This is a genomic window from Roseovarius tolerans, assembly GCF_900109855.1.
Classification (GTDB): Bacteria; Pseudomonadota; Alphaproteobacteria; order Rhodobacterales; family Rhodobacteraceae; genus Roseovarius; species Roseovarius tolerans.
The window spans coordinates 1-20,155 of record NZ_FOBO01000012.1; the positions used below are offsets into that span (position 1 = coordinate 1).

The following is a 20,155-nucleotide window of genomic DNA, read 5'->3' on the forward strand; positions in this document are numbered from 1 at the left end:
ACCCATCTCAAACCCCCATATCTGCCATGCAGACAGGGAATCACAAATCAAGCCTCATGGGAATCTGAATCAGAAAGCTCGCAACCCGCTCTAAACAACGACCTCTTCCAGCATACAGCGGACCGACAGACCTTGGCTTGTATCTGCGATAGCTGACTTTCGCCGCGCCGGTCCCCAATGGGTAATAAGCGGATGGGGCATCGATACTCTGTAGCCCTCAACAAGAAGATCAAGCGGCGCAGCGGCCTCGTCGTGATACTGCTAGCTAGAAGCCGTCATCCGGCTGGTGGTGCACTCATTGCGGAGCATAACGAGGTGTAGACAGCCTCACGCCGCTACATGTCGATGGAAACGATGCACATCGTGTGCCACGATAATGGCACCGCGTCGATGATTGTTAGCTCAATGAACGACCGACACCAGCTGTGAAGAGGGAGGTGGACGCCAGTTCCTAAATCACTTCATGGACACTAAAAACTTGACAAAAATGCAACATCGGTAAACCCTTAATTTTAAGAGGGTTATTCCACATTGGTTCCGCAGGGCATGCAAATTTTTACAGTTTGGAGATTATTATTGTGCACATTAGTACATTGAAAATTAGGAGTTCTATTACCTTTGTGCGTCTATTTTCCCTCGTCTGTTTTCTTGCCTTTCTTTCGTTGACAATGGCGCAGGCGCAATCTGTGGAAAGGGGAACTTGCAGTTATGAGAAGTTGCGTTGTGATAGCCTTTGTAAACAAAATGACCCTAATAACTCGCGATGTTTTGACGCCTGCGCGCGGCGATTAGGCCCCTGCCTGGCCACGGGAAGCTACTATTGGAGGACTTCCCCAGACGCGAAGGGTTTAAAGAAATGCTGTGGCGACGCATCTGAGGCTACTTGTACTGGGTTCGGTAAACACTGCTATAATTTTTGTGATGCTAATAGAACTAACAAGACCAATTGTTATGCTGATTGCCGGAAAAGAACACAGTCTTGCAAAATTAATGGTCGCTACAACGGCTGGCCGGAAGCAAGCGGGCTTATTCGAGAATGAGGAAAAGCTTCCCGGTTCTTTGACGGTTTGGGCGCAAAACCGGCATCCGCTGCGTTTGGCTTGAGCGACGACTTTCGGGAAATCGTCGAAACTTTGAAAGCTTCGCACTCTGCGCCTAGCAGAAATTGGCGCAAATGATAAAGGCACTAGAAATCGACCCAGTTCCGATTGCGCTTAGCCACCCGAAATCCCCTCTTTCCCCCGAACATGACATTCAGCGCCCGAGATGTACAACTGACCCACGCGCGCCCACCCCACCGCACGCTTGACAGCCCCCCACACCCTTGCCTGCTCCCCGCAAACCCCCTAAACCCAGCCCATGCTTGACGAGATCGACGATATCCATCCGCTCTTTCACGGGGCCCCCGCCAGCACCGAGTTCAAGAAGCTGCGCAAGCGCATCGTGCGGCACACGCGCGAGGCGGTGGAGCAGTACGGCATGGTGGAGCCGGGGGGCAAATGGCTGGTCTGTCTGTCGGGCGGCAAGGACAGTTACACGCTCCTCGCCGTGCTGCATGAGCTGCAATGGCGCGGCCTGTTGCCGGTGGAGTTGCTGGCCTGCAATCTCGATCAGGGGCAGCCGGGATTTCCCGCCACCGTCCTGCCCGAGTTCCTGGAAGCGCGCGGCGTGCCGCACCGGATCGAGTATCAGGACACCTATTCCATCGTCATGGACAAGGTGCCGCAGGGGCGCACCTATTGCGCGCTCTGTTCCCGTTTGCGGCGCGGAAATCTCTACCGCATCGCGCGCGAGGACGGCTGCACGGCGGTCGTGCTCGGCCATCACCGCGACGATATTCTCGAGACATTCTTCATGAACCTCTTTCACGGCGGGCGGCTCGCGACGATGCCGCCCAAGCTGGTGAACGAGGAGGGCGATCTGTTTCTCTACCGCCCGCTCGCCCATGTCGCCGAGGCCGATTGCGAGCGGTTCGCGCGGGCGATGAACTACCCGATCATTCCCTGCGATCTGTGCGGAAGCCAAGACGGGTTGCAGCGCCAGCAGGTGAAAGCGATCCTCGACGGGTGGGAGGCCAATTCGCCGGGTCGCCGTCAGGTGATGTTCCGCGCGCTGATGAACGCCCGGCCCTCGCATCTGCTCGACCCGAAGCTGTTCGATTTCGCGGGGCTGACGACAGAGCCGTTAAAATCCGACGGAAATCCCGAAGGCTTGCCCAAGCTTCGTTAACCTTTGGATGCCATGCTGCGCCCCATCGAGGGGAAAGATGGCGCAACTGTTTGGTAAATATGGGATAACCCGGGCGTATCTGCCTGCGGCCTGCGTCTTTCTGCTGGCCGTGGCGCTGGCCCTGTCGTGGTTCGGGACGCAGGCGCTGGTCTTTGCTGTACCGTTCGTTTTTCTGGGCCTTATCCCGCTCTGGCAGGATCGGCGGGGCACCGGCCATGCCGCCACGGAGTTGCGCGGCGCGCTGGACCGGGACCTGGAGACGTCCCGGAAAACAGGCCAGGGTTTCGCCTGTATCCTGCTGCGGATCGCACCTGCGCAGGTGACCGCGCTGACCCTGACCCGCCTGCGCCAGTCGTTGCGCCCCGAAGACCGGGTTTTCGATCTGCACACCGGTGAGATCGCCATCCTGCTCGCTGCGGTGCCGGGGCTTGACGACCCGGCGCTTGTCAGGCTTGGCCGGCGGCTTCAAGCCATTGTCGAAGAACAGGTTTTCACCGGTGATGCCCCGCTGCATCCGGCCGCGTCACTGGCCCTTTACCTTGCCCCGGCAGGATGCGCGCGATCCGGCACGGCGCTGCTCGACGGCCTCATGGTGACGCTGGACGAGGCGGTGCGTCGCGGCCCCTCTGCCCTGCTTCTGCATGACCCCGGACCATCCCCCCGGCGCTAGGGTGGCGACGCAAACGCCCCCGGCGCGCAGAGGCGACGAATCCCCGCGCCCGCCTGCAAAACAACGGAATCCGCTTGACCTTTGGGGCCGCACTCTGTTGAACGCCTCTGACAGTTAACAGACGGACGGCCCCCCGATATGGATGATCAGAACAAGAACCTCATACTCGCGACGGCGCTCAGCTTTCTCGTGATCCTTGTCTGGTTCGTGCTGTTCCCGCCACCGGAAACCGCGCCCACCGATCCCAACGCGCCGATCACCGCGACCGAAGGGCAACCGACCGCGTCCACACCGTCGGCGGATGCACCGGCCAGCACCGCAGGTGCGGCGGCCACCGGCACCGAGACCGCCGAAACCCCCGACGCGCCGCGGCTCGATATCGAGACGCCGAGCCTGACCGGCACGGTCTCGCTTCAGGGCGGGCGGATCGACGAATTGCTTCTCAAGAACTACCGCGAGACCATCGACCCGGCCTCGGATATCGTGCGCCTGCTGTCGCCCGTTGGCAGCGAAACGCCTTATTATGCGCTTTATGGCTGGGCCCCCGGTGCGGGGCTGACCATCGACGATGTCCCCGGTGCTAACACGCTCTGGCAGGTCGAGAGCGGCGAGACCCTGACGCCCGATAGCCCCGTCACGCTGGTCTGGGACAATGGCGCGGGCCTGATCTTTCGCCGGGAGTTGAGCGTCGACGAGGACTTCATGTTCTCGGTGCGCCAGAGCGTTGAGAATACCGGCGAGGCGACGGTGAGCCTTGCGCCTTACGGCATTCTCGCGCGGCACGGGCGACCGGATGATCTGAAGAATTTCTTCATCCTGCACGAGGGCCTCATCGGCATGGCCGACGGGACGCTGTCGGAAATCGACTATGACGATGTCGAGGAATACGAATTCAACCCGCGCGAGGGCGCGCCCGCCGAGGTCACGCAGGTCAATGAGAACGGTTGGATCGGGTTCACCGATCACTACTGGATGACCACGCTCATTCCCGAACAGGGCAACCCGTTCAAGGCGGTCAGCAAATACGATCCGCAGCGCGGCATTTTCCAGACCGAAACCGTGCAGGCCACGCGCAGCCTCGCCCCCGGTGAGACCTCGGTCGCCGAAACCCGGCTGTTTGCCGGGGCCAAGGAATGGGCCACCATCCGCAACTACGAGAACGAGGAAGGCGTCCAGGGTTTTCTGGACTCGATCGACTGGGGCTGGTTCTTTTTCCTAACCAAGCCGATCTTCGCGGTGCTGCATTGGCTCAACGCGCTGATTGGCAACATGGGCTGGGCGATCATTGGCCTGACGCTGCTGATCAAGGTGGTCTTGCTGCCGCTGGCCTATAAATCCTACGTCTCGATGGCGAAGATGAAAGAGCTTCAGCCGGAGATGGAGAAGATCAAGGAGAGCGCGGGGGATGACCGTCAGAAACTCCAGCAGGAGATGATGGCGCTCTACAAGAAGGAAAAGGTCAACCCGGCCTCGGGCTGTCTGCCGATCCTGTTGCAGATCCCGATCTTCTTCTCGCTCTACAAGGTGATCTTCGTCACGCTGGAATTGCGGCACGCGCCGTGGATCGGTTGGATCAACGACCTGTCGGCGCCTGACCCGTCCTCGCTCTACAATCTCTGGGGGGTCTTCCCCTGGCCCGCGCCGGAGCCGGGCTCGATCCTCGCGCTGATCTTCATCGGTATCCTGCCGCTCTGCCTCGGCGTGTCGATGTGGCTGCAGCAGAAACTGAACCCGTCGCCGACCGATCCGACGCAGAAGATGATCTTTGCCTGGATGCCCTGGGTCTTCATGTTCATGCTGGGCAGCTTTGCCAGCGGCCTCGTGGTCTACTGGATCGCGAACAACGTGATCACGTTTACGCAGCAGTACCTGATCATGCGCAGCCAGGGCTACAAGCCGGACGTGTTCGGCAACATCATGTCGGGCTTCAAGCGCGACAAGGCGGCGCCGGATACGGGCAAGAAGAAGTGATGACACAGGTCAGCGCCCTCTGGCGGCACCCTATCAAGGGGCACGGGCGCGAGGCGCTGACCGATGTGACCCTCGCCCAAGGGCAGGCAATGCCCTGGGACAGGCGTTGGGCCGTGGCGCATGAGCTGGCGCGACTGACCGAAGGCGAATGGGCCCCCTGCACCAATTTCTCGATCGGGGCCAAGGCCCCGGCGCTGATGGCGATCAACGCGCGGGTGGACGAGGCCGCGGGACTGGTGACGCTGAGCCATCCCGAGCGGCCTGATCTGACCTTTGACCCCGACCGCGAGACACAGGCGTTTCTGGATTGGGTGCGGCCGCTGATGCCGGTGAACCGCGCGCAATCGGTGCAGCTGTTTCGGCTGGACGGGCGCGGGGTGACGGATACGGACTACCCGTCCGTGAGCCTTCTGAACCTCGCCTCAAACGCCGATCTGGCGACGCGCATGGGGGCGGAGGTGTCGCCGCTGCGCTGGCGCTGCAACATCCATTTGGGCGGGCTGGAGCCCTGGGCGGAATTCGATCTGGTCGGGCGGACCCTGCGCATCGGCGAGGCGGAATTGCAGGTGCGCGAGCCGATCCGGCGCTGCATGGCGACCACCGCTAACCCGGCCACCGGTGCGCGTGATCTGGATACGTTGGGCGCGCTCAACGCCAATTGGAACCATCAGGATTTCGGCATCTATGCCGAAGTCACCCGGACCGGCGCGATCGCCGTCGGCGCCCCGGTAGAGGTGCTGTGATGCAGATGCGTTTTCCCGAGGCCGAGGCCCCCGATCAGGCCAGTGCAGAACTGGGGCGCAAGCTCTTTGCAGGGCCGGTCGAGTTCGTCAAAGGCGTGGTCGCCATGTCCGGCCTGCCGCCTGCCGACCGGCTGGAGGTGTGTTTCGCGGGCCGCTCGAACGTTGGCAAATCGACGCTGATCAATGCGCTCACGGGGCGCAAGGCGCTGGCGCGGGCCTCGAACACGCCGGGTCGGACGCAGGAAATCAACTATTTCACCCTTGGCGAGAGCCGCTATCTGGTCGACCTGCCCGGCTATGGCTATGCCAATGCGCCGGTGGCGGTGGTGCAGAAATGGCAGGCGCTGCTAAAGCAATATCTCTCGGGGCGTCAGACCCTGCGCCGTGCCTTCGTGCTGGTCGATGCCCGCCATGGGATCAAGCCGGTGGACGAAGAGATCATGGCGCTGCTCGACAGTTCTGCGGTGACCTTTCAATGCGTGCTGACCAAGACCGACAAGATCAGCGCCGCCGCGCGGGACAAGGTGCTGGAGCAGGTGCGTCAGAAACTGGCCGCGCACCCGGCGGCGTTTCCCGAACTGATCCTGACATCCAGCGAAAAGGGCGAAGGCATCGCCACCCTGCGCGCCGTGATCGCGACGCTGGAATAGCCGAAACCCACGTGCAACCCCGCCTCAGACATGCTGCGCGCCGTTGATCTCGATCTCGGTGCCAGAGATGTAGGACGAGCCCTCGGTGCAGAGGAAATAGACGGTATCGGCCACCTCCTGCGGCTCGCCGAGACGGCGCATCGGCAGGCGGTCGGCCAGATCCTCGGTGCCCGGTGACAGGATCGCGGTGCGGATCTCGCCCGGTGCGATGGCGTTGACGCGCACGCCCAGAGGGCCAAAATCGAATGCCATCTCGCGGGTCAGCGCGGCCAGCGCCGCCTTGGACGTGGCATAGGCCGCGCCTGCGAAGGGATGCACCCGCGCGCCCGCGATGGAGGTCACGTTGACCACCGCGCCCTTGGCCGCCGCCAACTCGTTCTTCAGGCTGCGCGCCAGCACCACGGGGGCGAAGAAATTGACGTGGAATACATGCCCCCATGTGCGCAGATCGGTGCTGATCGTGTCGAGCCGCTCGCCCTCGGGCCCTTTGGGTGAAATGCCCGCATTGTTGACCAGCGCATCGAGCCGTCCGCCGAGGCGCGCGCGGATCGCCTCGACCTTCTCGATCACGTCTTTGGGATCGGCAAGGTCGATCTGGATATGGTTGTCTTCGCCGCCGCCCCAGGGGCATTCGGCGGGAAAGGGATGGCGCGAGCAGGTGATTACCCGCCAGCCCGCCGCGTTGAACCGCTGCACCGTGGCGTGACCGATCCCCCGGCTCGCCCCCGTGAGAAGCAATGTCCGCTGTTCCGTCATGCCCGTGTCCTTTCCTGATGCCTCGCGCTGACCCTAGCGCAGCGGGGCGCACATGCAACGGCCCTTGGCAGGGCAATGCAGAGCGGCTAACAAGACGCGCATGCCATACCGGAGACAAGGATGAAGGCCAGAGACATGAATCGCGACTGGATCGCCACCGCCCGTACCCTCTCCGAGGCGCTGCCCTACCTGCAACGCTATACCGGCGCGATCGTCGTGATCAAGCTGGGCGGCCATGCCATGGGCAGTGACGAGGCGATGGAAACCTTCGCCCGCGACGTGGTGCTGATGAGCCAGGTCGGCGTCAACCCGGTGATCGTCCATGGCGGCGGGCCGATGATCAACGAGATGCTGGAGAAGCTGGCGATCAAGTCCGACTTCGTGAATGGCAAGCGCGTGACCGACGCTGCCACGATGGAGGTGGTCGAGATGGTCCTCTCGGGCCGCGTAAACAAGCGGATCGTGCAGGCGATCAACGGTCAGGGCGGGCGCGCCGTGGGTCTCTCGGGCAAGGATGCGGGGATGATCACCTGCACGCCCTCCAGCCCAGATCTGGGCCTTGTCGGCGAGCCTGACGAGATCAACCCGGCGATCCTGCACACCATGTTTGAGGCCAATATAATCCCGGTGATCGCGCCGCTTGGGGCGGGGCGCAATGGCGAGACGTTCAATATAAACGGCGACACCGCCGCCGGTGCCGTGGCCGCCGCGCTCAAGGCCGACCGGCTGCTCTTGCTGACGGATATCGACGGGGTGCGCGATGCCGAAGGCCGCGTCGTCACCGAACTCAGCGCCGATCAGATCCGCCAGATGACCCGCGACGGCGTGATCGCGGGCGGCATGATCCCCAAGACCGAGACCGCGCTCGCCGCGATCAAGGGCGGGGTGCGCGCGGTGGTCATCCTCGACGGGCGCGCGCCCAATGCCACGCTGCTGGAGCTTTATACCGAGCACGGGGCGGGCTCGCTGATCCGGGCCACGTGACCTTGTGAAAGCGGCGGCGCGCGTTAGGTTCAGGATCATTGCAAGGATGCCGACATGAGCCTGACCGAGATCATTCGCCACGCCGCCCCGCATCACCTCGCGGTGATGGGCGCGCTGCATCTGGAGGCGGGCGAGGTGCCGGGGCATGCGACATTGGTGCTTCTGGGCCCGTCCGAGCCGGGGTTCTGGACGGCCTTCCGGCAAACCCCCGAATACATCGACGGCACGCCTGACCCGATGGATCGCTGGTCGAGCCGCGTCATCACCGCGCTGGCCGATGATCTTGGGGCGCGGGCGATTTTTCCCTTCGGTGGCCCGCCCTGGCAGCCCTTCACCGATTGGGCGCGGCGCAGCGGGCGGGCCTGGCCGTCGCCGGTGGGGTTGCTCGTGCATGACGTGGCGGGGCTGATGGTGTCCTATCGCGGTGCGCTGGCACTCCCGCAGCGGCTCGACCTGCCGGAACCGGGCCTGCGCCCCTGCGAGACCTGCGCGACGCAACCCTGCCTGACCGCCTGCCCGGTGGATGCGCTGCGCCCCGGAGCCTATGACGTGCCTGCCTGCAAGGCCGATCTGGACCGCGACGGCAATGACTGCCGGGCGCGCGGCTGCGCGGTGCGCCGCGCCTGTCCGGTCAGCCAGTCCCACGGGCGGGCACCTGCGCAATCCGCCTTTCACATGGGGTATTTCGGATGAAAGACCTGATCCTGATGCGGCATGCGAAATCCGATTGGGGCAGTCCGCTGCTGCGTGATCACGTGCGACCACTGAACAAGCGCGGTCAGCGCTCGGCCACGGCCTTGGGGGACTGGCTGCGCGCGCAAGACCTGATCCCGGATCAGATCCTCTGCTCGTCCTCTGCGCGCACACAGGAAACCTGCGCGCGCCTCAAGCTGCCTTTGGCCCCGGACCTGCACGATGTGCTCTATCTGGCCGAAGTTCCCGACATGCTGCGCGTCTTGCGCGGGGCCACCGGCGCGCGAGTGCTGATGCTGGGCCATAACCCCGGCATCGCCGAGTTTGCCGCGAGCCTTGTCACAGCGCCCCCCGCGCATGAGCGGTTCGACGACTACCCCACCGGGGCAACGCTGGTTGTGCGGTTCGAGATCGACCACTGGGCGGACCTGAGGCCCGGCACCGGTGCGACGCAGCAGTTCGTCATCCCGCGTGAGATGATCTGAGCGCGATGCAGGCTCCGCGCTTCATCGGATCTGAGATCTATCGCGGCTCGAGCTATGGCGCGCGCCACCCGCTGTCGATTCCGCGTGTGCCCACGGTGATCGACCTGTGCCGCGCCATGGGCTGGCTGCCCACCGCGCAATATATCAACAGTCCGCGTGCGCGACCGCAGGCGCTGACGACGTGGCACACGCCTGCCTATATCGCCGCCCTGCAGCGCGCCGAGACCGAGGGCATGGTCAGCCCCGAGGCACGCGTCCGGCATCATCTGGGCACGTTGTCGAACCCGGTTTTTCCAGAGATGTTCCGCCGACCGGCCACGGCCGCCGGTGGCTCGCTTCTGGCCGCAGACCTGATCGCCGGGGGCGGCGTGGTCTATAATCCCGGCGGCGGCACGCATCACGGCATGGCCGATCACGCGGGCGGGTTCTGCTATCTCAACGATCCGGTTCTGGCGCTCAAGGCGCTGCTGGCGCAGGGGCTCAGCCGCATCGCCTATGTCGATATCGACGCGCATCACTGCGACGGGGTGGCAGCGGCGTTTCACGGCGAGACGCGCGTGTTGATGATCTCTACCCACGAGGCGCGGCGATGGCCCTTCACCGGCGCGCTCGACGACCGGGCGGGCGGGTCCGCCATCAACCTGCCGCTGCCGAGGGGCACGAATGACAGCGGTTTCGCCATGGCGTTGCACGAGGTCATTCTGCCAAAGCTACAGGCGATGCGGCCCGAGGCCATCGTGCTGCAATGCGGGGCCGATGCGGTGGCCGAAGACCCGCTCTCGCGTCTCGCGCTGTCGAACAACGCCCATTGGCAGGCGGTGGCGCTGCTGCGGTCGCTCAGCACCCGCCTGCTTGTTCTCGGCGGTGGTGGTTACAACCCGTGGACGGTGGGACGGCTCTGGTCGGGGGTCTGGGCCACGCTGAATGGGTGTGAGATCCCAGACCGCCTGCCCGAGCGCGCCCGCAGCGTCCTCGCCGCCCTGACATGGACGCGCCGCCCTGCGTTCCCGCCCGATGCGCTGATTGACACGCTGCGCGATGCCCCGCGCGAAGGGGGCGTGCCAGACGAGTTGCGCGCTTCAATCCACACTCTGCGCGACCGGCAGGCGGCTTGGGTCTGACGGCAAAAGGGCGGCCCGCCGGACCGTCCCTTCATCTTGCCCCAAATATTCCGGGGGAGTCGCGCATCGCGCGACGGGGGCAGCGCCCCCGATACCATCAGTGCCCCAGGATCTGGCTCAGGAACAGTTTGGTCCGCTCTGACTGCGGGTTGTTGAAGAACTCCTCGGGCTCGTTTTGCTCGACGATCTGGCCCTGGTCCATGAAGATCACCCGGTTCGCGACCTTGCGGGCAAAGCCCATCTCGTGGGTCACGCAGAGCATGGTCATGCCCTCCTCGGCGAGTTCGATCATCGTGTCGAGCACCTCGGAGATCATTTCCGGATCGAGTGCCGATGTCGGCTCGTCAAAGAGCATGATCCGCGGCCGCATGCACAGCGAGCGCGCGATTGCCACGCGCTGCTGCTGTCCACCCGAAAGCTGGCCGGGGTATTTGTCGGCCTGTTCGGGAATCTTGACCTTTTCGAGGAAATGCATGGCGATGTCCTCGGCCTCTTTCTGGGGCGTCTTGCGCACCCAGATCGGAGCCAGCGTGCAGTTCTCGAGGATAGTCAGATGCGGGAAGAGGTTGAAATGCTGGAACACCATCCCGACCTCGGACCGGATCCGGTCGATATTCTTGATGTCGTTGGACAGCACCGTTCCATCCACCGTGATCGAGCCTTTCTGATGCTCCTCCAGCGCGTTGATGCAGCGGATGAGCGTCGACTTGCCCGAGCCCGACGGCCCCGCGATGACGATCCGCTCGCCCTGATAGACGGTCAGGTCGATATCCCGCAGCACGTGGAACGCGCCGAACCACTTGTTCATCTTGTTGATCTCCACAGCGACCTGATCGGAGACCTTCATTTGTGTTTCTGCGGCCATGATGATGACCCTCCTTACCGGTGATCGGTCTGAAGCTGACGCTCCAGCCACTGTGAATATTGCGAAATGCCGTAGCAGGTGACGAAGAACAAAAGAGCGGCAAAGCCGAACAGCTCCCAGTAGACGCCATTCCATTCCGCCGAGGCGAGGATCGGGCCGCGAATCATGCCGACGATGTCGAACATCGAGATCACCGACACCAGCGTGGTGTCCTTGAAGAGGCCGACCGCGACGTTCACGATGCCCGGGATCGAGATCTTGAGCGCCTGCGGCAGGATGATCAGCTGCATCGCCTGCGCATAGTCGAGACCGAGACTGTCCGCCGCTTCATACTGGCCGCGTGGCAGGGCCGCGAGGCCGCCCCGGATCACCTCGGCGATATAGGCCGAGGCGAACATCGTGATCATGATGATCACCCGCAGGATCAGGTCGAATGCCGTGCCGGGCGGCAGGAAGTAGGCCAGCACCACGTTTGCGACGAACAGCAGCGTGATAAGCGGCACGCCGCGAATGAACTCGATGAAGACCACGCAGATCCACTTGATGATCGGCATGCTCGATTGCCGCCCAAGCGCCAGCATGATGCCGAACGGCACCGAGAGCGACACGCAGACCACGCCGAGCATCAGGTTGATCATGAAGCCGCCCATGTCGCGCGAGGGCACCGGCTCGATTGCCAGCACATTCGCCATGGGCGCGGTGATGAATCCCGACAGGATCCAGAAGATCAGCGCCGCCACGAAGCCCGCGATCACCGCCATGCCTGCGCTGGCACTGACCGTGCGCTTGTAGACAAAGGCGCCGAGCAGAACGCCTAGCAGGGCAAAAACCGGCACGAGCAGCGACCCGCCCCAGATCAGCCAATAGGCGATGAACGGGTAGAGCCCGGTGAAGATCAGCATCTTGCTCGGGAAAAGCTTGAAAAACAGCAGAGGGGCGCCCGCGACAAACAGCAGGATGAAGGCTAGCCCCGGCCGCCAGTAGAGTTCCGACGGGTATTTGAACCCGAAGAGAAGCTGGTTCCACCGCTCGGAGAGCACCGCGAAGCAGCCCCCCACATTGCCGTCGAGAATGTCGCGGCAGGCGGACAGGCTGGGGCTGTCCCAGACGCCGTTGAGGAACCATGGCGCTGCCGAGATCACGATATCGATCACCACGTAGAGCGACACGATCGTCAGCAGCGAATTGGCCGGTGACGAGAACAGGTTTTCACGCAGCCATTTGACCACCCCGGTTGCCGCGACCGGAGGCGGCGCTTCGGGGAGCATGTGGGTGCGCACGAAGGAAATCTGATTGTCCGACATGGCTCAACGCTCCTTCAGCGCAATGGCGTTGTTGTAGACGTTCATCACCGCCGAGATGGCAAGGCTGATCGTGAGATAGAACAACATCAGCATCAGGACGCATTCGATGGCGCGCCCGGTCTGGTTGAGGGTGATCCCCCCGAGGGTGCCGGTCACATCCATGTAGCCCACGGCGATGGCCAGCGACGAGTTCTTGGTGAGGTTGAGGTATTGCGAGATCAGCGGCGGGATGATCACCCGAAGCGCCTGCGGCAGGATCACCAGGTTCATGATCCGGCGTGGCCGCATCCCGAGCGAGGCCGCCGCCTCGGTCTGGCCTTTGCTGACCGCCTGAATGCCCGCGCGGACGTTTTCGGCGATGAAGGCGCCGGTATAGATCGCGAGCGCGAACCATAGCGCGATCAGCGAGCCGCGAATGTGGATGCCGCCCTGAAAGTTGAAACCGGCGAGCGCAGGGTAATCGAGGCCGATCGGCCGGCCGAGGATGAAATAGATCAGGATGGTCGGCACGAAGAGGATTACCAGCGACGGCCAGCCCGTCGGGATGAGCTTGCCGGTGTCATAGAGCAGCTTGGTCGCGTAGCGGCGATAGTAGAACACGCCAAAGATCGAGGCGAGGAAGGTCAGCACGACGACGACCGAGCCCGGCCCCCAGATCGGCGCGGGCGTGTAGACGCCGCGATTGGTAAAGGCGAACGACCCGAAGAGCATGCTCGAGGGGGAATCTTCGCCACGGAACGCGCTTGGCGCGGGCAGCACCGCCGTCATGATGGTGAAGATGATCAGGATCCAGATCAGCACCGGCACGTTGCGGAACGCCTCGACATAGAAGGCCATCAGCTTGCGCACCAACCAGTTCGGAGACAGGCGCAGGATACCGGCCGTCACCCCGAAGAGGGTCGCGGTGATGCAACCCAGAAAGGCCACGATCAGCGTATTGAGAACGCCCACAATCGAGGCGCGCATGTGGCTCGACTGGCTGTCATATTCGATCGGTCGCTGGTTGATGTCATAGCCCGACGGCTCTGCCAGAAAGCCGAAGGCGATGTTCTGACCTTGCTCGGCAAGGTTACGCACGAGATTCGCGCCAAGATAGGCCATCAGCGCGACCAGAAGCATCAAGGCGATGAACTGGAATGTATAGGAGCGATACCGCGTGTCGTAGATCAGCTGCGACAGTTGGAACGACGCCTTGGGAGGGTCGGATACCGTTGTCATCTGGGTTTCCCTGTGTTTCGACCCGGTTTTTTATCGGCTTTTGCGCCGTGGGCCGATTTTTTGAGAGCTGTCAGGTGAAAAGGGCGCGGAGTGATCCGCGCCCTTTGTCAGTTCTGGTCTTAGCGGAAGGGCGGCGAATAGAGGATGCCGCCATCAGTCCACTGCGCGTTCAGTCCGCGCGCGAGACCGATCGGGGTATTCTCGCCGATGTTCCTCTCGAACACCTCGCCATAGTTGCCACCAACCGCGATTGCGCGCTTGGCCCAGTCAGCTTCGAGGCCGATCATCTCGCCAAGGTTGCCCTCGGTGCCGAGCAGGCGGTTGATCTCGGGGCTGTTGGTCGGCGAAGATGCCATCTCTTCGACATTGGCGCTGGTGACACCCAGCTCCTCGGCCGAGATCAGGGCGTTGAGCGTCCAGCGCACGATATCACCCCACTCGTTGTCGCCGTGGCGCACAAGCGGGCCGAGCGGCTCTTTCGAGACGATCTCGGGCAGGATCACGTGCTCCGTCGGGTTCTCGAACGCGGCACGGGTCGCGGCAAGGCCGGAGGCGTCGGTGGTGTAGGTGTCGCAGGCACCGGCAAGGTACTGCTGCTGGCCTTCGGCGTTGGTTTCGATCGGCACCGGCTCGTAGTTGATGTTGTTCTTGCGGAAGAAGTCCGCGAGGTTCAACTCGGTGGTGGTGCCGGTCTGGATGCACACGGTCGCGCCGTCCAGCTCTTTTGCGGAGCTCACGCCAAGTGCCTTGGGCACCATGAAGCCCTGACCGTCATAGTAGTTGACGCCGACGAATTCGAACTTGAGGTCGGTATCACGCGAGAAGGTCCAGGTGGTGTTGCGCGCCAGCATGTCGATCTCGCCAGAGGCGAGCGCGGTGAAACGTGTCTTACCGGTGGTCGGTACGAATTCGACCGCAGTCGGATCGCCCAAAACAGCGGCAGCAACGGCGCGGCACACAGCAACGTCAAAGCCTTCCCAGACGCCGTTCGCGTCGGGTGCAGCAAAACCGACGAGACCGGTGGTCACGCCACAGTTCAGCTTACCGCGGGCCTTGACGTCATCGAGCGTAGCAGCCGCGGATGCCCCGGCAGCAACGCCAGCAACGGTCAGCGCGCCCAAAAATACGGTTCTTTTCATGTTTACCTCTTCCTGATTGTCCGCTCTTTCGAGAGCGGTTCGTTCGGCCCGCGCGGGGCCGCTGTTACACTGTTTGAGGGATGAAAACCCCTGTCAGTGTCCGCAAGTTTGTGTGGATTCATCACAAAACGTCAAGTCTTTGTTCAAGAAAACCAATAGCCGACACGGTCCTGACCCAAGGTCAAGACGTGAAAAGGGCATCGGCTTTACCCGCGCGAAAGATCGTAGAAGTATTTCGCGTTGAGAAAGTCAGTTTCTTTCCTCAGCGCGACCGCTTCGGCCTCTTCGTCGTTACCCCATTGCTCCTGTTGCCAGGTTTCGTCGATCCGGGACAGGTGCCAGAGGGTTTTTGCAGGGTGAAGATCGTGGATCGTGGCGAAGCCGACGATCAGCGAGCCGCTGAGGCTGACGAGATCGTGAAAGGCGGTCAATGCCCAATTATCCAGCATTTCTACCTGTGCGTGCAGGCGCGCAAGAGACTCAACCTCTTGCGGTTGATGCATCACGCCCGTGCGCGGGTGCAGCCGTGCGGAAAGGACCGATTCGGCCCAGTCGAGCAGCGGGTCCCAGGCCTCGGCCTGCCGCGCGGCCAGTTCCGCCGGGCTCTCGGCGCGGTAGCACAGAAGGTCGCTGTCGCCGTAATCGGCGATCATGCGCGCCACCTCGGCATGTTGATGCGCGACCTTGTCGATGGCGGCATTGGCGGCGCGGGTGACGGGCATGGTGTCGGGGACGATCCCGGCCTCCTGCGCGTCCCATTCCGTGGCGATGGCGCTGGCCATGGCGCGGGTCGGCACGATCAGTTCCGCCTTGGCGGGCGTGCGCACGCGGCGTCCATCCAGATGCACGCCAAAGCCTTGGTCGGTCTCACTGACCCCGGCCTCGCTCCAAAACCGTTTCGCGGCCCACTCGCTCATGCCGGTGCCCTCCAGATGTCGTCGATCAACCCCGCGAGATCGCGGAAATCATGCGCGATCGCGGTTGCTGCGCCCAGTGCCTCGGGCTTGTGATAGCCCCAGCTGACGCCGATGCCGGAGATGCCCGCCGCGCGCGCCATTTCCATGTCAAAGCTGGTGTCGCCCACCATCACCGCGTTTTCCGGCGCGACGCCGGTCTCAGAGAGTGCCGCGCGCAGCATCGAGGGGTGCGGCTTGGACGGATGGTGGTCGGCCACCTGCCGGGTCACGAAGAAGGACCGCAGATCGTGGCCGTCCAGCAGCTTGTCGAGCCCGCGCGCGGATTTGCCCGTCGCCACGCCAAGAAGGGTTTCGGGCACCGCATGCAGCACGCGCAGGGTGTCGAGCGCATACGGATAAAGCGGCGAGGATTGCGCCACGCCCGACTGCGCGCGCAGGCCCATATAGGCCTCCTTGTACCAGCCGACGATGCGGGTGTGCAGATCGGCGGGCAGATGCGGTGCCAGCCGCGGCACCGCCACATCGAGCGACAGCCCGACGATGCCAAGCACCGCCTCGCGCCCCGGCGCGGGATGGTCGGCGCGCTCGAACGCCGCCGTCATCGCCGCTAGAATGTCGCCCTGGCTGTCCACCAGCGTGCCATCCACGTCAAAGATCACCAGACGCAGCGGGCGGCTCATGCCATATCCTCGAGCGGGTCCTCCGGTGCCTCTGATGGCTGCCATTGAAAGAGATCCCAGGTGCGTTGCATATGCTCGGGCAGCGGTGCGGTCAGATGCAGGATCGCGCGGCTCACCGGATGCTCGATCTTGAGCGAGCGGGCGTGCAGGTGCAGCTTGCGGCTGACATCGCCGCCCAATTGCGCGCCCCAGCCGTCACCGAGATTTTCCTGCCCCGAGCCGCCATATTTGCCGTCGCCCACGATAGGATGCCCAATCTCGGCCATGTGCGCGCGCAGCTGGTGCGTGCGCCCGGTCACCGGAATGAGCGCCATCCACGCGGTGCGCCCGCCCGCGTTCTCGATCATCGCGTAATCGGTGATGGCGGGTTTGGCACCGGGGGTATTCTCCACCTCGCGCGGATGCAGGCAGAGCATCTTTTCGCCCTCGCCCTTGGCGCCGTGCCCCGGCGCCTTGACGAGGCCGAAGCGGATCGTGCCCATGCGCGGCACCGGCGATCCGGCGACGGCGGCCCAGTAGATTTTGCGCGTGTTGCGGTGGCGGAACGCGGCCGTCAGACCCTTGGCTGCCTCGCGGGTGCGGGCGAGGATCAGCACGCCGGAGGTGTCCTTGTCGAGCCGGTGCACGAGGCGGGGCTTTTCGTCAAAGCCAAAGCGCAGCGCCTCGGCCAACCCGTCCACATGCCGCGCCTGCTTGCTGCCGCCCTGCACCGGCAGGCCCGGCGGCTTGTTCAGCGCGATGACGTGATCGTCGCGGTAGATCACGCAGGACTGGATCATCTTGGCATCCGCCGGGCTGATCCGGGCGGCATCTGGCGCGGGCTTGCTATCGGCATCGGGCAGCGGCGGGATGCGCACGCTTTGCCCCTCTTCCAGCCGGGTGGCGGATTTCACGCGGCCCCCCTCGACCCGCACTTCGCCCTTGCGGCACATCTTTTCGATCTGGCCCTGGGTCAGATGCGGAAACTGCCGCCGCAGCCAGCGGTCGAGGCGCTGATCGCCGTCGCCGGGTTTCACCACCCGTGTCTGAACCGTGCTCATGCCGTCATCCCCCGTGCCAGCCAGACGCCAAGCGCCAGTGCCGCGAGCGAGAGCACGACCGACAGGCCGACATAGACCGCCGCCGCCACGATCTGCCCGCGCTCATAAAGCGTTAAGGCCTCGAGCGAGAAGGCCGAGAATGTGGTGAAACCACCCAGCACCCCGGTCATCAGGAACGGGTTGAGATGATCGAACCCGCGTTGAAAGGACAGCACCATGATCACCCCCATCAGGAAAGAGCCCAGGACATTGACCGTCAGCACGCCGAGCGGAAAGCCCGGCCCCGCGACGCGCAGCATGGCAAGACCCACGCCAAAGCGCAGGCAGGCCCCGATCGCACCGCCAAGAGCCACCTGAAGAAAGGTCATCATCATGGCGGCGTCTGTCGCGCGGGCGGGGTGCGTTGTCAAGCGGCGTGGCGTTGCGCGCCGCTTATGCCCCGAGCGTCTTGGCGGCCCAGACCAGTGCCAGCCCGATCACCAGCGCGAGCAATCCCAGCAGCCGCCGAGCCTCGGGCGGCAGCGCCGCGAGGGCGACAAGCATCTGGTCCATAAGCGAAGGGGCCAGTGCATAGACCAGCCCCTCCACGATCAGAACCAGCCCGAGGGCCAGAAGCGCAGTTTCGATCATTGGTCCGGTGTGGCCGAACGCAGGTAATCGAAGAATTCGCTGTCCGGTGTCATCACCATCGACGAATTGCTGCCCTGAAGCGCCTTTTCATAGGCTTCGAGCGAACGGTAGAACGCGAAGAACTCCTCGTCAGCGCCAAAGGCGTCGGCAAAGATCGCGTTGCGCTCGGCATCGGCCTCGCCTCGGATCACCTGTGCTTCGCGCTCGGCATCCGACAGGGTCTCGGTCACGGTCCGGTCGGCAAGCGCGCGGACGCGCTGTGCGGCCTCGTTACCACGGGCGATCTCGTCGGCGGCTTCGCGTTCACGCTCGGCGCGCATCCGGGCAAAGGTCGCGTCGAGGTTCTGCTCCGGCAGGTTGGTCTGCTTGAGGCGCACGTCGACCACGTCGAGGCCAAGGCCCTGCGCGCTGATCTGTGCCTGACGCTGGATGCGGCGCATCAATTCGCGGCGATCCTCGGAGAGGATGGTGTCGGAGGTCACCTGATCGGCACCCAGCACTTCGCGGATCTGCGCGTTGAGAACCGAGGACAGCCGGTCCTCGGCGACCCGCAGCCCGCCGACGCCAACGGCTTGGCGGAACTGCACCACGTCCTTGATCCGGTAGCGCGCGAAGGCGTCGACGACAAGGCGGCGATCATCCGATGGCGTGACCTCGATGGTGTCGGTATCGAGCGACAGGATGCGGTCGTCATAGCGCACGACTTCCTGGATGAAGGGGATCTTGAACGACAGCCCCGGCTCTTCCTTGACGGCCTTGATCTGGCCGAATTGCAGCACCAGCGCCTTTTCGCGCTCGTCCACCACGAAGATCGACGACAGGCCGAGGAATAGGACCACGACGAGGAACGGAATGAAAAATTTCGTCTTGCCCATGATTTCAGTTCCCCTGGTTGGTGGTGTTGTTGCGGCGCAGTTCGTTCAGCGGCAGGTACGGCACGACGCCGCTGCCTTCGCCGGTGCCGACGATGGACTGATCGAGGATCGTCTTGTCGATCGAGCCAAGAACCTGCTCCATGCGCTCAAGGTAAAGACGCTTGCGCGTGACTTCGGGCGCTTTCTCGTATTCCTCCAGGACCGAGGTGAAGCGGCTCGCGTCACCGCGGGCCTCGTTGACCACGCGGGCGCGGTAGCCTTCGGCCTCTTCCAGCGTCTGTGCGGCCTCACCGCGGGCCTCGGCCAGCACGCGGTTGGCGTAGGCGTCGGCCTGACGTTGCAGGCGGTCGCGTTCCTGTTCGGCGGCCTGCACCTCGCGGAAGGCGTCGATCACCTCGCGCGGGGGGTCGGCCTTGTCGAGGTTGACACGGACAATCCGGATGCCGCTGTCATATTCGTCCATCGTGGCCTGAATATCCTCCATCGCGGTATCGGCGATGATGCCACGATCCCGGTTGAGGATCGGTGCGAGGTTCGACGCCGCGATGATCTCGCGCATGACGGATTCGGATGCCGCCTGAACGGTCAGTTGCGGGTCACGGATGTTGAACAGGAGTTTGGCCGGATCGGAGATGTTCCAGACCACCTGAAAATTGATGTCCACGATATTGGCGTCCGTGGTCAGCATCAGCCCTTCGTTGCCGCGCGTCTGACGCTGCCCGATTGCCTCGGTCCGTTCCGACGTCACGTTGACGATTTCATAGCTCACGACCGGCCAGGGCGCGAAGTTCAGGCCCGGATTTCCGGTCTTGTAATATTCGCCCAGGAAAAGTTCGACGGATTGTTCCTCGGGCTTGACGGTGTAGACGCTGGCAAACACCCAGAGCGCCACTGCGCCGAGCGCAGCCAGACCGATGGTACCCTTGCCGAAACTCGGGCCTTCGCCACCACCGCCGCCAGTGCCATTCGAGCCGCCGCCGCGTCCGCCCATCAGCACGCGAAGCTGGTCCTGACCCTTGCGCACCAGATCGTCGATCTCGGGCATTTGCGAGCCTCCTTCGGGAGGGCGCCGACCGCCACCCTTGTTCGGGCCACGATCCTCGCCGCCACCTCCAGAATTGCCGCCGCCGCCCCATGGGCCGCCAGAATTTCCAGCCATACGTCTCTCTTCCCTTGTTGTCCCGC

At 63.6% G+C, this 20,155-nt stretch carries 22 protein-coding genes; 10 read left to right on the top strand and 12 right to left on the bottom strand.

Annotated features, from left to right (window positions below; translation table 11 throughout):
- Window positions 1–951 precede the first annotated feature (951 nt).
- The 6 genes from BMX04_RS19425 (at window position 952) to yihA (ending at window position 6,263) form a co-directional block, all read left to right on the top strand.
- Complete coding sequence (locus tag BMX04_RS19425) at window positions 952–1,104, top strand: hypothetical protein (protein ID WP_175477362.1); 153 nt, start codon at window positions 952–954, stop codon at window positions 1,102–1,104.
- A 255-nt stretch (window positions 1,105–1,359) separates the two neighbouring features.
- On the top strand, window positions 1,360–2,229 hold the full coding sequence (ttcA, locus tag BMX04_RS12280) for a tRNA 2-thiocytidine(32) synthetase TtcA (protein ID WP_074786927.1): 870 nt from the start codon (window positions 1,360–1,362) through the stop codon (window positions 2,227–2,229).
- 37 nt (window positions 2,230–2,266) lie between these two features.
- The gene (locus BMX04_RS12285; protein ID WP_074786929.1) at window positions 2,267–2,899 is read left to right on the top strand and encodes a GGDEF domain-containing protein; all 633 of its coding nucleotides are present in this window, start codon (window positions 2,267–2,269) and stop codon (window positions 2,897–2,899) included.
- A gap of 138 nt (window positions 2,900–3,037) precedes the next feature.
- Window positions 3,038–4,870 carry a membrane protein insertase YidC gene (gene yidC / locus BMX04_RS12290; protein ID WP_074786931.1) on the top strand — a complete coding sequence of 611 codons (1,833 nt, stop codon included), beginning with the start codon at window positions 3,038–3,040 and terminating at the stop codon, window positions 4,868–4,870.
- Window positions 4,870–5,613 carry an MOSC domain-containing protein gene (locus BMX04_RS12295; RefSeq protein ID WP_074786933.1) on the top strand — a complete coding sequence of 248 codons (744 nt, stop codon included), beginning with the start codon at window positions 4,870–4,872 and terminating at the stop codon, window positions 5,611–5,613. The genes yidC and BMX04_RS12295 overlap by 1 nt, the downstream gene beginning before the upstream one ends.
- Entirely contained in the window at window positions 5,613–6,263 is a 651-nt protein-coding gene (gene yihA / locus BMX04_RS12300) for a ribosome biogenesis GTP-binding protein YihA/YsxC (RefSeq protein WP_074786935.1), read from the top strand. Before BMX04_RS12295 ends, yihA begins: the two co-directional genes overlap by 1 nt.
- Window positions 6,264–6,287: 24 nt before the next feature.
- On the opposite strand, the gene BMX04_RS12305 is transcribed toward yihA, so the two are convergent.
- Window positions 6,288–7,019, bottom strand: a complete 732-nt coding sequence (locus tag BMX04_RS12305; protein WP_050663697.1) for an SDR family NAD(P)-dependent oxidoreductase — start codon at window positions 7,017–7,019, stop codon at window positions 6,288–6,290.
- A gap of 120 nt (window positions 7,020–7,139) precedes the next feature.
- On the opposite strand from BMX04_RS12305, the gene argB reads away from it, so the two are divergent.
- Genes argB through BMX04_RS12325 form a run of 4 tightly spaced genes read left to right on the top strand, consistent with a single transcriptional unit; the run spans window position 7,140 to window position 10,302 of the window.
- Window positions 7,140–8,003 (top strand): acetylglutamate kinase, encoded by an 864-nt coding sequence (gene argB, locus BMX04_RS12310; RefSeq protein WP_074786937.1) that lies wholly within the window; start codon window positions 7,140–7,142, stop codon window positions 8,001–8,003.
- A 54-nt stretch (window positions 8,004–8,057) separates the two neighbouring features.
- Window positions 8,058–8,696: a ferredoxin gene (locus tag BMX04_RS12315; RefSeq protein ID WP_074786939.1), complete on the top strand. Its 639-nt coding sequence runs from the start codon at window positions 8,058–8,060 to the stop codon at window positions 8,694–8,696.
- Window positions 8,693–9,181: a SixA phosphatase family protein gene (locus BMX04_RS12320; RefSeq protein ID WP_074786941.1), complete on the top strand. Its 489-nt coding sequence runs from the start codon at window positions 8,693–8,695 to the stop codon at window positions 9,179–9,181. Before BMX04_RS12315 ends, BMX04_RS12320 begins: the two co-directional genes overlap by 4 nt.
- A gap of 5 nt (window positions 9,182–9,186) precedes the next feature.
- The gene (locus BMX04_RS12325; protein ID WP_074786943.1) at window positions 9,187–10,302 is read left to right on the top strand and encodes an acetoin utilization protein AcuC; all 1,116 of its coding nucleotides are present in this window, start codon (window positions 9,187–9,189) and stop codon (window positions 10,300–10,302) included.
- Between the two features lie 97 nt (window positions 10,303–10,399).
- On the opposite strand, the gene BMX04_RS12330 is transcribed toward BMX04_RS12325, so the two are convergent.
- From BMX04_RS12330 to hflK, 11 genes are all read right to left on the bottom strand, one after another.
- Window positions 10,400–11,167, bottom strand: a complete 768-nt coding sequence (locus tag BMX04_RS12330) for an amino acid ABC transporter ATP-binding protein (RefSeq protein ID WP_074786945.1) — start codon at window positions 11,165–11,167, stop codon at window positions 10,400–10,402.
- Between the two features lie 14 nt (window positions 11,168–11,181).
- Entirely contained in the window at window positions 11,182–12,471 is a 1,290-nt protein-coding gene (locus BMX04_RS12335; protein ID WP_074786947.1) for an amino acid ABC transporter permease, read from the bottom strand.
- Window positions 12,472–12,474: 3 nt separating this feature from the next.
- Entirely contained in the window at window positions 12,475–13,689 is a 1,215-nt protein-coding gene (locus tag BMX04_RS12340; protein WP_074786949.1) for an amino acid ABC transporter permease, read from the bottom strand.
- 119 nt (window positions 13,690–13,808) lie between these two features.
- On the bottom strand, window positions 13,809–14,828 hold the full coding sequence (locus BMX04_RS12345) for an amino acid ABC transporter substrate-binding protein (protein ID WP_074786951.1): 1,020 nt from the start codon (window positions 14,826–14,828) through the stop codon (window positions 13,809–13,811).
- A 206-nt stretch (window positions 14,829–15,034) separates the two neighbouring features.
- Window positions 15,035–15,745, bottom strand: a complete 711-nt coding sequence (locus tag BMX04_RS12350) for an ATP12 family chaperone protein (protein WP_074786953.1) — start codon at window positions 15,743–15,745, stop codon at window positions 15,035–15,037.
- Entirely contained in the window at window positions 15,742–16,425 is a 684-nt protein-coding gene (locus BMX04_RS12355; protein ID WP_074786955.1) for an HAD-IA family hydrolase, read from the bottom strand. Before BMX04_RS12355 ends, BMX04_RS12350 begins: the two co-directional genes overlap by 4 nt.
- Window positions 16,422–17,465 carry an RluA family pseudouridine synthase gene (locus BMX04_RS12360; protein ID WP_074786957.1) on the bottom strand — a complete coding sequence of 348 codons (1,044 nt, stop codon included), beginning with the start codon at window positions 17,463–17,465 and terminating at the stop codon, window positions 16,422–16,424. Before BMX04_RS12360 ends, BMX04_RS12355 begins: the two co-directional genes overlap by 4 nt.
- Window positions 17,462–17,839 (bottom strand): fluoride efflux transporter CrcB, encoded by a 378-nt coding sequence (gene crcB / locus BMX04_RS12365; protein WP_074786958.1) that lies wholly within the window; start codon window positions 17,837–17,839, stop codon window positions 17,462–17,464. Before crcB ends, BMX04_RS12360 begins: the two co-directional genes overlap by 4 nt.
- 58 nt (window positions 17,840–17,897) lie before the next feature.
- Window positions 17,898–18,095: a DUF2065 domain-containing protein gene (locus tag BMX04_RS12370; protein WP_074786959.1), complete on the bottom strand. Its 198-nt coding sequence runs from the start codon at window positions 18,093–18,095 to the stop codon at window positions 17,898–17,900.
- Complete coding sequence (gene hflC, locus BMX04_RS12375; RefSeq protein ID WP_074786960.1) at window positions 18,092–18,970, bottom strand: protease modulator HflC; 879 nt, start codon at window positions 18,968–18,970, stop codon at window positions 18,092–18,094. The genes BMX04_RS12370 and hflC overlap by 4 nt, the downstream gene beginning before the upstream one ends.
- 4 nt (window positions 18,971–18,974) lie before the next feature.
- Window positions 18,975–20,129, bottom strand: a complete 1,155-nt coding sequence (hflK, locus tag BMX04_RS12380; RefSeq protein ID WP_074786962.1) for an FtsH protease activity modulator HflK — start codon at window positions 20,127–20,129, stop codon at window positions 18,975–18,977.
- Window positions 20,130–20,155: the final 26 nt, after the last annotated feature.

Excerpts from the sequence above, each read along its gene's own strand:
- BMX04_RS12325 (WP_074786943.1), top strand. The coding sequence starts at position 9,187 with ATGCAGGCTCCGCGCTTCATCGGATCTGAGATCTATCGCGGCTCGAGC.
- BMX04_RS12360 (WP_074786957.1), bottom strand. The coding sequence starts at position 17,465 with ATGAGCACGGTTCAGACACGGGTGGTGAAACCCGGCGACGGCGATCAG.
- hflC (WP_074786960.1), bottom strand. The coding sequence starts at position 18,970 with ATGGGCAAGACGAAATTTTTCATTCCGTTCCTCGTCGTGGTCCTATTC.
- BMX04_RS12320 (WP_074786941.1), top strand. The coding sequence starts at position 8,693 with ATGAAAGACCTGATCCTGATGCGGCATGCGAAATCCGATTGGGGCAGT.
- BMX04_RS12355 (WP_074786955.1), bottom strand. The coding sequence starts at position 16,425 with ATGAGCCGCCCGCTGCGTCTGGTGATCTTTGACGTGGATGGCACGCTG.
- BMX04_RS12315 (WP_074786939.1), top strand. The coding sequence starts at position 8,058 with ATGAGCCTGACCGAGATCATTCGCCACGCCGCCCCGCATCACCTCGCG.
- yihA (WP_074786935.1), top strand. The coding sequence starts at position 5,613 with ATGCAGATGCGTTTTCCCGAGGCCGAGGCCCCCGATCAGGCCAGTGCA.
- crcB (WP_074786958.1), bottom strand. The coding sequence starts at position 17,839 with ATGATGATGACCTTTCTTCAGGTGGCTCTTGGCGGTGCGATCGGGGCC.
- BMX04_RS12335 (WP_074786947.1), bottom strand. The coding sequence starts at position 12,471 with ATGTCGGACAATCAGATTTCCTTCGTGCGCACCCACATGCTCCCCGAA.
- BMX04_RS12285 (WP_074786929.1), top strand. The coding sequence starts at position 2,267 with ATGGCGCAACTGTTTGGTAAATATGGGATAACCCGGGCGTATCTGCCT.
- ttcA (WP_074786927.1), top strand. The coding sequence starts at position 1,360 with ATGCTTGACGAGATCGACGATATCCATCCGCTCTTTCACGGGGCCCCC.
- argB (WP_074786937.1), top strand. The coding sequence starts at position 7,140 with ATGAAGGCCAGAGACATGAATCGCGACTGGATCGCCACCGCCCGTACC.
- BMX04_RS12340 (WP_074786949.1), bottom strand. The coding sequence starts at position 13,689 with ATGACAACGGTATCCGACCCTCCCAAGGCGTCGTTCCAACTGTCGCAG.
- BMX04_RS12350 (WP_074786953.1), bottom strand. The coding sequence starts at position 15,745 with ATGAGCGAGTGGGCCGCGAAACGGTTTTGGAGCGAGGCCGGGGTCAGT.
- yidC (WP_074786931.1), top strand. The coding sequence starts at position 3,038 with ATGGATGATCAGAACAAGAACCTCATACTCGCGACGGCGCTCAGCTTT.
- BMX04_RS12305 (WP_050663697.1), bottom strand. The coding sequence starts at position 7,019 with ATGACGGAACAGCGGACATTGCTTCTCACGGGGGCGAGCCGGGGGATC.
- BMX04_RS12330 (WP_074786945.1), bottom strand. The coding sequence starts at position 11,167 with ATGGCCGCAGAAACACAAATGAAGGTCTCCGATCAGGTCGCTGTGGAG.
- BMX04_RS12345 (WP_074786951.1), bottom strand. The coding sequence starts at position 14,828 with ATGAAAAGAACCGTATTTTTGGGCGCGCTGACCGTTGCTGGCGTTGCT.
- BMX04_RS19425 (WP_175477362.1), top strand. The coding sequence starts at position 952 with ATGCTGATTGCCGGAAAAGAACACAGTCTTGCAAAATTAATGGTCGCT.
- BMX04_RS12370 (WP_074786959.1), bottom strand. The coding sequence starts at position 18,095 with ATGATCGAAACTGCGCTTCTGGCCCTCGGGCTGGTTCTGATCGTGGAG.
- hflK (WP_074786962.1), bottom strand. The coding sequence starts at position 20,129 with ATGGCTGGAAATTCTGGCGGCCCATGGGGCGGCGGCGGCAATTCTGGA.
- BMX04_RS12295 (WP_074786933.1), top strand. The coding sequence starts at position 4,870 with ATGACACAGGTCAGCGCCCTCTGGCGGCACCCTATCAAGGGGCACGGG.